The following is a 12,363-nucleotide window of genomic DNA, read 5'->3' as shown; positions in this document are numbered from 1 at the left end:
CTGAAGCGGCTTGCCGTCTACTGCGGTTCTGCAACGCCAGCCGATCCGCGCTACATGGAATTGGCACGCGAAGTGGGCCGGACGCTTGCCGAAGCTGGCATCGGTACGGTTTACGGCGGCGGACGGCTCGGCCTCATGGGCGCGGTCGCCACCGGCGCGCTCGAAGGGGGCGGCGAGGTCATCGGCATCATTCCCGAAGCTCTCGCAAGCAGCGAAGTTGCAAACCACGATTGCACCGAGCTCTACAAGGTCTCCGGGATGCACGAGCGCAAGGCGCGTTTTACCGATCTGAGCGACGGTTTCGTGACCCTGCCTGGCGGTGTCGGCACGATGGACGAGCTATGGGAAGCGGTCAGCTGGGCTCAGCTCGGCTACCACACGAAGCCGGTTGGCTTGCTCAATGCCTTTGGATTCTACGACCATCTCATCGCGTTCAACAAGCGGATGAGCGAAGTCGGGTTCATCCGTCCCGCGCATCAGAACATTATCGTAGCGGCAGACAATATCGGGACTCTTCTCGAACGGCTGCGCAGCTACACGGCGCATACGCCGATCTTCCAGATGTCCGCAAAGGACCTGTGATCACGAATTATCAACCACATTGCCTCATGCCGCGATTGAGGTAAACCGCGCTTGCATAGTCAATCAGTCCGATAATTTCTTGGCCCGAGATCGTCTTCTTTCCCCCTCGCGTGTCATGCGCGACACGCCTGCCCAGTTCGGCGGGGGGCGCAGCCGTGCCAATCTGGTTGAGAAGGCGCACCAGTCGATCAAGCTCGGATCACGCAGCTTTGCCGTGGCATCTTCGTTGTTCGATCGGACCACGCGTGAGCGCGTATGGCTTCTTTACGCATGGTGCCGCCGCTGCGACGACATCGCCGACAATCAGGACATGGGCGGCGAACTGGGCGACCAGAAGAACCGGCAGGACCGGATCGAGGCCATCCGGGTGCTCACTCGCCGCGCCTTCGACGGTCAGCCGACCGCCGACCCCGCGTTCGACGGCTTCGGGATGGTTGCGGCAGAGTGCGGGATAACCCGCGACATGGCAGACCATGTCATTTCCGGTTTCGCGCTCGATGCATCGGACTGGCAGCCGCGCACCGACGGCGACATGATGCGCTACTGCTATTACGTCGCCGGCGCAGTCGGCGTGATGATGGCCCGCGTCATGGGCGTGTCCGAAGACGAGAGCGAAGTCATGGACCGCGCGTGTGACCTCGGCCTCGCTTTTCAGCTAGCGAATATTTCTCGCGATATCGTTGAGGATGACGCCGCTGGACGCTGCTATCTGCCTGACAACTGGCTGGTCGAGAAAGACCTTGCGCCGGGCCAGCACGCCAAGCCGCACAACCGCTTCAAGCTTGCTTCGCTCATGCCGCGTATGATCGAGCGGATGGACCGGCATATTGCTGCTTCTCGGCTCGGCGCGGCCAAGCTGCGCTTTCGGCAGCGCTGGGCGATCCTTTCGGCGGCGCGCATTTATGGCGCGATCGGGCACAAGGTGCTGGACCGCGGTCAGAACGCTTGGAATCGCCGCGTCGTCATCGGTCCGTTCGCCAAAATCGGGCACGTCATCGCTGCGTTCTTCGAAGCGCTAATAAACCGGCCTAAGCGACCAGAGCCGATGCCTAAGTGGACTAGAGCGGACCTAGAGCCGGTCAAGGGCTGGTAGCTTGATGGAGCGCCTGAACGGGTCTAGCGCTTCTTCATGATTTCCAAACTCCTCATCGCCAATCGCGGCGAAATTGCCTGCCGCATCATCCGCACCGCGCGGGAGATGGGGATCGCCACCGTTGCGGTTTATTCCAATGCCGATGCAAGGGCGCTGCATGTTAGGCAGGCCGACGAGGCGGTCCATATCGGCCCCTCGCCCGCTGCGGAAAGCTATCTCGTTGGCGAGAAGATCATCGTTGCGGCGAAGGAAACCGGGGCGGAAGCCATCCATCCGGGATACGGCTTTCTTTCGGAAAACGCCGATTTCGCCCAAGCAGTAATGGACGCCGGACTGATCTGGGTCGGCGCACCGCCCGCCGCGATCCGCGCCATGGGTTTGAAGGACGCCGCCAAGAAGCTCATGCGCGAGGCTGGCGTACCCGTCACCCCTGGCTACGACGGCGAGGATCAGAGCGCGGAGCGGCTAAAGCAGGAAGCCGACGCGATCGGCTATCCCGTACTGATCAAGGCGGTCGCGGGTGGTGGCGGCAAGGGAATGCGCAAGGTAGAAGATGCGGAGGACTTCCTTTCCGCACTCGAATCCTGCCGCCGCGAGGCGAAGGCCAGCTTTGGCAATGACGACGTGATCCTCGAAAAGTGGATCACCTCGCCGCGTCATATCGAAGTGCAGGTGTTCGGCGACAGCCACGGAAATGTCGTCCACCTGTTCGAACGCGACTGCTCGCTTCAGCGCCGCCACCAGAAGGTGATCGAGGAAGCCCCCGCCCCTGGGATGGACGAAGCCACCCGCGAGGCGATCTGCGCCGCTGCCGTGCGCGCGGCGAAAGCGGTCGATTACGAGGGCGCAGGCACGATCGAGTTCATTGCGGATGCCAGCGAAGGACTGCACGCCGATCGCATTTTCTTCATGGAGATGAACACCCGGTTGCAGGTGGAGCACCCCGTTACGGAAGAGATCACCAACGTCGATCTGGTCGAATGGCAGCTGAGGGTTGCGAGTGGCGAGCCACTGCCCAAGCGGCAGGACGAGCTGTCGATCAACGGCCACGCGATTGAGGCGCGGCTCTATGCGGAAGACCCGGCGAAGGGGTTCTTGCCGAGCACGGGGCGGCTCGACCATTTCGATCTTGGCCACGAGGGCCGCATCGAAACCGGCGTCGAAGAGGGAGACGAGATCAGCCCGAACTACGACCCGATGATTGCAAAACTGGTCGCTCGTGGCGAAGACCGAGAAGCGGCGCGTGAGCTTCTGCTGGAGATGATCCAGTCCGCATGGGTCTTTCCCGTCAAGTCGAACGCGGTTTTTTTGGCGAGCTGTCTGGCAGATAAGGCGTTCATCGCGGCAGACCTCGACACCGGCTTGATCGAGCGACGAGGCGAAACGCTGACCGATATCGAGATTCCGAAGGAGGCGCTGGGTGCTGGGGCGCTCGCATACCTTGAGCCTCATCTCGCCACCAAGATGCTTGCCCCTTTGACTGACGCCTACGGGCAGGTGGGTTGGGCACCGGTCGGTAGGGATCGCTTCAACTCGATGTTCGGCTTTCGTCTGAACGGTCCCGCAAACCGCAAGGTTCGGTTCTCGGTCGATGGACGCGCTGAAGCGGTCGATCTTGAGCAAACCGGTATTCATAAACCTAGCGAGCGCAATTGGCGCAAGAAGGGGGTCTGGGTCCAGAAAGGCGAGAGCCTGTCTCATTACTTCGCAGCCGAACCGCGCGTAGAAGGAGGCCACGCCTCCGCCGCAGACGGGGCGATCATCGCCCCGATGCCGGGCAAAGTCATCGCGGTCGATGTGGCGGAGGGCGACAGCGTCACCGCGGGCCAGCGGCTGTTGGTGCTCGAAGCCATGAAGATGGAACATGCCCTCACCGCTCCCTTCGACGGTACCGTGACCGAACTCAATGCCAGCGAAGGCGGGCAGGTTCAGGTCGAGACAGTGCTGGCAGTGGTAGAACCGAACAACGAAGACTAGGCCGCGGCGCCGTCCTCCACATCCTGCTCGCGCGGCGCGCCGAACAGTTCGCCGCGCTCCGAAAACAGGACGAAGATTAGGCTGACGACCGCGGTGATCAGCAGCGCGCTCGCCAAGGGCCGCGCGGTGCCGTCGTACATAAAACCGATCAACGCTCCGAGGCCGGCGCCGGTTGTCAGCCGCAGGAAGCTCTGCGCGGAACTGGCCGCCCCCGCAATATGCTTGAAGGGTTCCATGGCGATCGAGCCGAAGTTCGCACCGATGAAGCCTAAAAGCGCCATGTTGGCCGCCATGAGCGGAACGAAAGTCCACAGGCTCTCGTCCGGCTGCTGCGCAAACCAAAGCTGCAGTCCAGCGACACCGATGAAGACGAAGAGTGCCGCATGGCTCACCCGGCGCGCACCGAAGCGCTCGACGATGCGGCTGTTCGACCAGTTGGCGATAGACATCGCACCCGCACACATCGCGAAGATGAGCGGAAAGAGGTCGCCCGCGCCGAACGCCTCGCCGATCAGTTGCTGGGAGGAATTGATGAACCCGAACAATCCGCCGAAAACCAACGCGCTGCCAAGAGTGTAGCCGATCGTCTCGCGCAAGGTGACCGAATGGCGCATATTGCGCACAATGGTCGGAATTCGGATCGGAATGCGGTCTTCCTCGTCCAGCGTCTCGGGAAGGCGGGTGTAGACCCAGATCGACATGACCGTTCCCGCCGCTGCCATGGCAGCGAAGATCCAGCGCCAGTTGCCTGCGAGTTCGAGAATGCCCTGCCCGATCGTCGGCGCAATCGCCGGCACGATCAGGAAAATCACGAAGATCAGGCTCATCATCCGGGCCATCTTGTCGCCGCCGACCCGGTCGCGAATGATCGCGGGCGGAAGCGCGATGATCGCGGCGGCTCCGAAACCCTGGATTGCGCGCAGCGCGACGAGCGTTGTGAAGTCGTTCACGAGCGAACAGGCGATCGATAGAGCGATATACACCGCCAACCCAACGAACAGCACGGGCCGGCGTCCATAGCGGTCCGCGAAACTGCCGGGCACGAGCGCGCCGATGCCCGCGCTGATTAGGTAGGCTCCGACCACGAATTGCCGGCTGTTGCCGGTGGCACCCAGACTTCCTGCCAAATTATCGAGAGCCGGTAGGATAGCGTCGATCCCGAATGCATTGAGCGCCATGAGTAGCGCCATCATCCAGATCAGTTGCCGTTCGCTGAGTGCTTTCTTTGCGGTAGGGCTTTCAGCCACGAAGGTGCCGCGGCCGGCTGAGGTTTCATCTCGCAGTTGCACAATCCGCGAAGTGGAGGCCGCTGTTCCTCTTTGCAAGTCCATGTCCTATTTAATTGCCGGAATGGCCGCTCACGACGACGAACCGGACTGCGACTTGCAAGATGAAACTGGGGAAGACACCCCCGGTCTGCGCAAGATCATCCATGTCGATATGGACGCCTTCTTCGCGAGCGTGGAGCAGCGCGATAATCCCGACCTTCGCGGGCGGCCCGTGGCGGTCGGCGGTTCGAGCGGCCGCGGCGTGGTCGCGGCGGCAAGCTACGAGGCGCGCGAGTTCGGCGTTAAGAGCGCTATGCCCTCGGTCACGGCGAAGCGCCTTTGTCCTGACCTCGTGTTCTGCAAGTCGCGATTCGACGTCTACCGCGAGGTCAGCGGGCAGATCCGCGATGTCTTTCGTTATCACACCGATCTCGTCGAGCCGTTGAGCCTCGACGAAGCCTTCCTCGATGTGACCGAGGACCGCCACGGTATCGGCTCGGCGACGAACATTGCGCAAGTGATCCGGCGGCAAATCCGCGAAACGACGCAACTCACGGCGAGCGCCGGGGTGAGCTACAACAAGTTCCTCGCCAAGCTGGCAAGCGACCAGAACAAGCCGGACGGGCTTTGCGTCATTCGTCCGGGCGAAGGCGCTTCTTTCGTCGCCGGTCTGCCGATCCGGCGTTTTCACGGGGTCGGACCGCGAGCGGAAGAGAAGATGAACCGGCTCGGCATCGCGACCGGCGCCGATTTGGTAGCAAAGGACATCGCGTTTCTGCGGGCGAATTTCGGCAGCTTCGCCGATTACCTGTACCGCGCGGCACGCGGGATCGATTTACGGCCCGTCCGCTCCAACCGCATCCGCAAATCGGTCGGCGGCGAACGCACGTTTCACGACGATATTTCGTCCGGGCCGCTGCTGCGCGAGACCCTGCATAACATTGTGGATATCGTGTGGGAAAGGATTGAGCGAGCCGAGGCCAAAGGCCGAACCGTCACGCTCAAGGTGAAGTACAACGATTTCCAGATCAGCAGCCATGCGCGCACGCTGTCCAGCGTCGTGGCGGACAAGGCTCAGTTCACGGCAATCGGGCTCGGCCTGCTCGAAGAGATGCTGCCCCTGCCCCGCCCCATACGGCTAATGGGAATGACGCTGTCGAAGCTCGAAGGCGTGCCGAAGAAGAAAGTGCGCCACGACGATCCGCAGTTGTCGCTATTGTAACGGCTTACCCTTCAAACGGTCTTGTCGCGAAGCATCGCCAGCCGCTTGCGCGTCTTGCCGCCGAGCGGTTCGGGAAGCGAGTGCAAGGGGAAGAAGCGCGCTTCGATAATTTCGCGCCCGTCGGCTTCTGGTCGGTCGCGGACCTGCGCGGTGAAGACATGGCAGGTCGTAGATGCGCCGAGTACAGGCTCTTCGATCCGATCAACGAGAGAAAGCGACAACGCTTTGCAGCCGGTTTCCTCGCGCAGTTCGCGGCGAGCACCGTCTTCCGGCGCCTCGCCCTTGTGAAGGCCGCCGCCGGGGAACTGCCACGTCCGCCGGCCGTAGCTTTGCCGGATCAGGAGCACGCGGCCGTCCATGTCGTAGGCGATGACCGACACGCTCGTCAGATCGGGCTTCAGGATCGGCCAGACGGCAACCCGCGTCCGATGCGCAATCCTTAGCCCCAGCCGATGAAGCGGCGCGGGGAGCAGGTTGGCGATCAGCTGAAGCACGTGACCGGCTGCTTCGCGGCGGACAGGAGGCGCGCGATCGGCAAATCGCTCTTCCCGGCAACCGCTTCACCGAAGACCGCGCGCTTATCCTCGCCGCGAATGACGAACATGACATGGTCGCTGTCGAGCAGCGCCGGAATGGTCAGCGTGATCCGATCGAACGGCGCTTCTGGCGGCAAGGGATCGGGTGTCAACGTCCGGACCTTCTGCGGATCGTCCGCTTTCGGATCGGTATTGGGAAATAGCGAGGCGATATGGCCGTCAGCACCCATACCGAGCCAGGTGAGCGCGAAATGCGGAACCTTTTCCATCGGATTGAGCGCCACCACGGCTGCGCCGAGCGGTTCGAACAACGCGCGGATCTTCCCGGTATTGCTGGCGTCGTGATCTTCCGGGACCACCCGGTCGTCGCCCGGCCAAACCGTCAGCCGGTCGAACGGGAGCCGGTCGCTTTCGCGCTGCGAGCGATCATGCGCAATCAGGGCTTCGACAATCGGAAACGGGGTCGACCCGCCAGGCATGGTAATCGCCACCATGCCGTCATTGCGTTCCAGCGCCGCGCTCAGAAAAGCGTGAAGCCAGGATGCGATCTCGGCATCGCTGGCTCCACTACGAATTTCAATATTATCATGCTGCGTCGTCATGCAGCACACCTAACCCAGCTTCGCACGATTGCGAAGCGGTGCATGTTTATTTCAGGGTTTGCGACAGGAACCAGACGCGTTCTTCCGCCATATCCGTCCATTCGTCGAGCAGGCCGTCGGTTGCATTGTCGCCCGCTTGCTCGGCGAGCGGCTTCATGCCCTTGAGGCGTTTGACGATCGCTGCGTTGTCGTCGCGCAGTTCCTCTACCATCTGGTCGGGTCCGAGATCGGCGTTGTCCTGATCGGTTATAGCCGTGTGTTTTGCGACACTCCCTACCGAGGTAAGCGTTTGCTCGCCAAGCTTGCGGACACGCTCGCCGATGACGTCGATCTGGTCGCGAATTTCGATGGCCTGCTCGTCGAACAGGAGGTGCAGATCGCGAAACCGCGGACCTGCGACGTGCCAGTGAAAATTCTTCGTCTTGATGAATAGCGCAAAATGGTCGGCCAGAAGGCCGTTGAGTTCGCCCACCAGTGCCGCTTTTGAATTGCTGCCTTGGTCTGTCATAACTGCTCCTTGGTAAAATTAGCTTATGTTCAATTCTTCAACGCCAGCGCCTTTGAACGGTTTCACAGCTTTATACGCTCGCAGTGATCGATAAGGTGATTTACGAGATCGCGCTTCCGCCTACCGCCACTGCCATCAGTGCAAGCAGCACCGAACCTATCGGCCGGAGCATCGCCGCGTTACGGGTTGGGGAGAAGTGGTTGACGGCAAATCCGCTAAGCGCACCGCCGATGAGCAGGGGAGGACTGCCGAAGACCGCGCCGATCGAGAGAATTGCCGCAGCCCACGCAGACCCCGCCCCGAGCATGAGCAATGCGGCAAACACCGCTCCAAACGAGCGGGTCGGTTCGTTCAGCATGATCCGCTCTTTAGTTCGCCATGACCACACCGCGTGCCAGGCAAGCAGCGCCGCAAGAATCAGTCGCAGCGGGGCTTTCGGCACTATTTCGGATAGCCAATTACCGAGCAGCGCAGCCCCGCCGGCAACGACGGCGACAGCCGCAGCAGCCGTGAGCATTAGTGCTGCCGATCGTCCCAGTCGCTCGGAAATGGCTGAGGTAAGAGCATTCCCGCGAGATGTTGGCGCAAGAACCGCAAGAGAGGCCGCCGCGAGAACGGCGCCTAACAGATCGCTATATTCCGTGATGCCCGCCAGCGGCTCAGCCAAGCCGCGATCTTACCACGGCCCGGTAATCGCGAGCGTCTTTGCCGGACTATAGGCATTTACGAAGAGCGTGCGGCCATCGGGCGAGAAACACGCCCCGGCGAGCTCGGTTTGCTCGTGAAGCAACGCGATCGGGTACGCCTGACCCTGCGGCGAGATGCCGCGCAGGTGGTTCGTAACGACGTCGGTGTACTGGTCCTCGCACACTACCAGATGCCCGTTCGGACCTACGGTGAGATTATCGCCGTAATTGAACTGGTCGGGAGAAGAGGATTCGAAGAACAGCTCGAGAGTGTCGGCGGCCCCGCCTCGGCCCGGCACGAGCCGGAAGACCTGTCCCAGCTTGGCGGCTCCACCGTTTGTCGCGCAGAAGTAGAATTCGCCGTCTCCGAGATGGATGCCTTCGCCGCGCGCGACAAGAAGACCGCCTTTCGCTGCCCCCTGTTGCCGCAAGTCGTCTCCCGGACTTTCGACATCCTGAATACCGACCCATTCGGCTGCATATTTGCGCGCGACCGGCATTTCGATCCCGTCCCAGTTGCGAGAATCGCGCGTACCGTCCGTCAACTTCAGCGCCTGCAACTTGCCCCCCTCGGACAGCTTGCCGCGGACGGCCGGAACGAAGCGGTACAGCATGGAATCGTCCCGGTCTTCGGTAAGGTACACGATACCCGTTGCAGGATCGACGGCGGCCGCCTCATGATTGAAGCGGCCCATGGCCTTGAGCGGCTCCGGATTGACCAGCGCGGACGCATCGGCAGGCACCTCGAATACCCAGCCGTGGTCCTTGCCCAACCCGTCCCCGTAGCGCTCGCCTGGCCTGACCGGGGCTTCCTCGCAGGTTAGCCAGCTTCCCCACGGGGTCACCCCGCCCGAACAATTGCGGATCGTTCCGCCGAGCGAGCGGAACTGGCGTTCGATGTCCAAGGTGTTCGCGTCCAGCACGAGATTCGTCGTGCCGCCGGGCAGAACCTTCCCCTCTCGCCGATCGAACCCCGCGGCGATGTCTCCGCCAGCATCATCGGTGGTGATGAGTTCGTGATTGCGGACGAGCGCGATCTTGCCGCCGCCGAGATCGAAGCAGCCCATCCCGTCGGCCTTGTCGGGTACGGTTCCGCCGTCGTCCATCGCGTCGCCCAGCGCTGAAATAACGCGATAGGAAAAACCGCGCGGCAAATCCATGTAGCCAGCCGGGTCAGCTTGCAGGGGGCCGTAACCTGAACCCGTCAGCGCGGTGGCGATACGGGGCGCAGTTGAACAGCCGCTGGCGACAAGTGCGGCGAAGGCCGACCCCGTTCCGGCGAGGAAGCGCCTGCGATTTGCAGCGGGAAACGGAAGGTTGGCGGGCATGTCGGTTGTCCTGATGCTGGCGATGGGTGATGCAGGCTTTCCTGCGCTGTTGAGACCGCTATTCGCCAAGCGTGAACGCATGATGACAGGCGATGCAAAGAAGCCGCGGCGCTGGAGCGGGTGAAGGGAATCGAACCCTCGTCGTCAGCTTGGGAAGCTGCTGCTCTACCATTGAGCTACACCCGCATGTTCGGACCGGCGCCGTGCTGCCGCGATGCCACGCACTTCCAAAGATCGTCAAGCGTGAACATTTCCGCACGTGTTCTTGTTTCATGACTCCGGATGTAGGCAATTGAATTGCAATGCTAACCCGGTCTTAACCACCTGTCATTAACCACCTTTCCAAGGGAGCGCAGCGAGGATCGCCGTGGAAGGCCATGAGCGAACGTAGCGACCCTGTGAAGGGTCGATTCATGTCCTCCAAAACCTTATCCATTCGTGCTTCCGCTCTTGCCGGAGCAATGCTGAGCGCGGCATTGTTGTCGTTTGTTGGAAGCGAGGCTGCATACGCGGACGAGTGCCTGCTCGATCTCAATCAGGACGGAACGGCGACAGCAGCGGTCGACGGCGATGGCGGGGCGGTTTCGGCAAACGATTCGACGCGTCTCGCGTGCGGCAGGACTGCTAACGCAAACGGAGCGAGAGCAACTGCGATCGGGGCAACCTCTCAAGCACAAACAGGCGGCACTGTCGTCGGCTACGGCGCTCTCGCCAATACGGACGGAATTGCCATCGGACGCGATACGAGGTCAATAGAAGCGAAAGCCATTGCTATTGGTACGCTCGCGTATGCGGGCAAGGCAGGTTCGATCGCGATTGGCGGCGACCGTGACGGAAACAACCTCGGCGCGCGAACCCTGTATGAAGGTGCAATAGCGATTGGCGCGGATACGTCAGCGCTTAACGTGAACGCGGTTGCTTTGGGTGCCGGTAGTGAGGCGAGCGGCTTGAACTCGGTCGCTATTGGAGCCGGATCGGACGCGCAGTCGGACAATACGGTTTCGGTCGGAAACAGTACCTTGCGACGCCGCATCACGAACCTGGCCGACGGTATCGATGGCAGCGATGCCGTGACGATGAGCCAATTGGCTACGGTCCTGGCACCAGTGACCGAAAGCGCCCGGTTCATAGCGGTAAACGGGACTTGGACAGACGCCCGCGCGGAAAATGATGCCACACTTGCTATTGGAGATGGCGCCGTTGCTAATATGAGCAACGCAATGGCTCTGGGCGACGGCGCGCGAGCCTATGGTAACGAGAGTATAGCCATCGGTCGGCATTCCCAGAGCTCTGGCGAAAACGGTCTGGTGATTGGCGATGATGCGCTCGGCTATGGCCTCAACTCGGTCGCGGTAGGCGCCGGTACTACAGCTAACGGTGAGGGCGCAGCGGCACTCGGCGACCGGGCGAAGGCCGAGTTCGCCAACGCCACGGCAGTCGGCGCACGAAGCTTTGCGACTCAGGAAGCCGTCGCTCTCGGACGATCTGCCAACGCTTCCAGCGCGTTTTCTACAGCGATCGGAACCAGCGCAGTAGCGGAGAGCGAATACGGTGTTGCACTCGGGACAAACGCTCGAGTGACGTCTGCGACTTCGGCCGCGATCGGCGCCTTTTCGGTCGCCGACGAAGACAATACAGTGTCGATCGGTTCGACTGGCACGAAACGGCGCCTTACTAACCTGGCTGCCGGTACATCCGAAACCGACGCCGTCAATTTGGCTCAGTTAAACGATGCTATCGCGAGTGTCAGCGGCGGCAGCGACTTTCTGGCGGTAGACATCACCTCGGGATACACAGCTGATGCCATGGGTGAAGGAGCGATTGCACTTGGCGACGGGTCGGCTGAAGGAACCGGCGCTATTTCCATCGGACTCGACACCTACGCAGGCGCGGACGGAGCGGTCGCTCTCGGTTCCGATGCAACGGCTGAATATCGCCAATCGATCGCGATCGGCGCTGAGTCCGGCGTCCACGGCGGATCGGACTACGCTGTTGCGATCGGCGGCGACCTCGACGGTAACGGCGAAGGTTCGTATGTCTTCGGTTACGCCAGCGTGGCGCTGGGGGCTGACAGCTTTATCGCCAGCGAAGCAAATTACTCGGTTGCTCTGGGAGCAGGTTCCATCGCTAGCGAAGCCCACACTGTATCGGTAGGCTCTGCTGAGCGGCAACGACGTATCACGAACGTCGCAGCCGGCGTTAGCGCTAGCGATGCGGCTACCGTTGCCCAGTTGGAGGACGCAATTCTCAACCTCAACGGGGGCATCGGCGCAGCTATTGGCGATGCCGCCGCCGCGCACCAGAAGGCGATCGAGAACAGCGCTGCCATCGCGGTGAACACGTCGGCAATTGCAATGAATACCCAAAGCATCGCGAAAAATTCAGACGACATCGCAGCGTTGCAGGCTTCATCAGCGAGTATATCGGCCAAATTTGCTTATGTCGCGATAGGTTCAGATTCCGGTAACGCTTCGGCAACGGCGCCTAATTCGATTGCGATTGGTCAGAATGGAGTAGCCTCTGGGGTTGAGGCGGTTGCGATTGGTTTGAACTCGGTAGGT

The 12,363-nt window shown here is 61.6% G+C and carries 11 protein-coding genes, 1 tRNA gene and 1 pseudogene; 6 read left to right on the top strand and 7 right to left on the bottom strand.

Annotated features, from left to right (window positions below; genetic code table 11):
* From HUV48_RS12040 to HUV48_RS12030, 3 genes are all read left to right on the top strand, one after another.
* Entirely contained in the window at positions 1-582 is a 582-nt protein-coding gene (locus tag HUV48_RS12040) for an LOG family protein (protein WP_176268147.1), read from the top strand.
* Positions 583-697: 115 nt separating this feature from the next.
* On the top strand, positions 698-1,675 hold the full coding sequence (locus HUV48_RS12035; RefSeq protein ID WP_176268051.1) for a phytoene/squalene synthase family protein: 978 nt from the start codon (positions 698-700) through the stop codon (positions 1,673-1,675).
* A 36-nt stretch (positions 1,676-1,711) separates the two neighbouring features.
* Positions 1,712-3,652, top strand: a complete 1,941-nt coding sequence (locus HUV48_RS12030; protein WP_176268050.1) for an acetyl-CoA carboxylase biotin carboxylase subunit — start codon at positions 1,712-1,714, stop codon at positions 3,650-3,652.
* On the opposite strand, the gene HUV48_RS12025 is transcribed toward HUV48_RS12030, so the two are convergent.
* On the bottom strand, positions 3,649-4,935 hold the full coding sequence (locus HUV48_RS12025; RefSeq protein WP_225871693.1) for a multidrug effflux MFS transporter: 1,287 nt from the start codon (positions 4,933-4,935) through the stop codon (positions 3,649-3,651). The genes HUV48_RS12030 and HUV48_RS12025 overlap by 4 nt on opposite strands.
* A 67-nt stretch (positions 4,936-5,002) precedes the next feature.
* On the opposite strand from HUV48_RS12025, the gene dinB reads away from it, so the two are divergent.
* A complete protein-coding gene (gene dinB, locus HUV48_RS12020; RefSeq protein WP_176268146.1) occupies positions 5,003-6,142 on the top strand; it encodes a DNA polymerase IV in 1,140 nt (379 codons plus the stop codon).
* Positions 6,143-6,153: 11 nt separating this feature from the next.
* Here the strand turns inward: dinB and HUV48_RS12015 are convergent, their stop codons facing one another.
* The 5 genes from HUV48_RS12015 to HUV48_RS11995 all read right to left on the bottom strand — a co-directional run bounded on the left by HUV48_RS12015 (position 6,154) and on the right by HUV48_RS11995 (position 9,802).
* On the bottom strand, positions 6,154-6,636 hold the full coding sequence (locus HUV48_RS12015; RefSeq protein WP_318656100.1) for an NUDIX domain-containing protein: 483 nt from the start codon (positions 6,634-6,636) through the stop codon (positions 6,154-6,156).
* A complete protein-coding gene (locus HUV48_RS12010) occupies positions 6,624-7,280 on the bottom strand; it encodes a 6-phosphogluconolactonase (protein ID WP_176268048.1) in 657 nt (218 codons plus the stop codon). Before HUV48_RS12010 ends, HUV48_RS12015 begins: the two co-directional genes overlap by 13 nt.
* A 46-nt stretch (positions 7,281-7,326) precedes the next feature.
* Complete coding sequence (locus HUV48_RS12005; protein WP_176268047.1) at positions 7,327-7,788, bottom strand: Dps family protein; 462 nt, start codon at positions 7,786-7,788, stop codon at positions 7,327-7,329.
* Positions 7,789-7,888: 100 nt separating this feature from the next.
* Complete coding sequence (locus tag HUV48_RS12000) at positions 7,889-8,305, bottom strand: hypothetical protein (protein WP_176268046.1); 417 nt, start codon at positions 8,303-8,305, stop codon at positions 7,889-7,891.
* A gap of 159 nt (positions 8,306-8,464) precedes the next feature.
* The gene (locus HUV48_RS11995) at positions 8,465-9,802 is read right to left on the bottom strand and encodes an alkaline phosphatase PhoX (RefSeq protein WP_176268045.1); all 1,338 of its coding nucleotides are present in this window, start codon (positions 9,800-9,802) and stop codon (positions 8,465-8,467) included.
* Between HUV48_RS11995 and HUV48_RS14555 the strand changes: the two genes are divergently transcribed.
* The gene (locus HUV48_RS14555) at positions 9,801-9,926 is read left to right on the top strand and encodes a hypothetical protein (RefSeq protein ID WP_263970504.1); all 126 of its coding nucleotides are present in this window, start codon (positions 9,801-9,803) and stop codon (positions 9,924-9,926) included. The genes HUV48_RS11995 and HUV48_RS14555 overlap by 2 nt on opposite strands.
* Here HUV48_RS14555 and HUV48_RS11990 read toward each other — a convergent pair.
* Positions 9,915-9,988, bottom strand: a tRNA-Gly gene (locus HUV48_RS11990). The genes HUV48_RS14555 and HUV48_RS11990 overlap by 12 nt on opposite strands.
* Positions 9,989-10,215: 227 nt before the next feature.
* Between HUV48_RS11990 and HUV48_RS11985 the strand changes: the two are divergent.
* Positions 10,216-12,363, top strand: a pseudogene (locus tag HUV48_RS11985) (hypothetical protein); the annotation flags it as partial.

Origin of the sequence: Qipengyuania atrilutea (assembly GCF_013370205.1) — a bacterium.
Lineage (GTDB): Bacteria > Pseudomonadota > Alphaproteobacteria > Sphingomonadales > Sphingomonadaceae > Actirhodobacter > Actirhodobacter atriluteus.
This window is presented reverse-complemented; position numbering and strand designations above follow the sequence as displayed.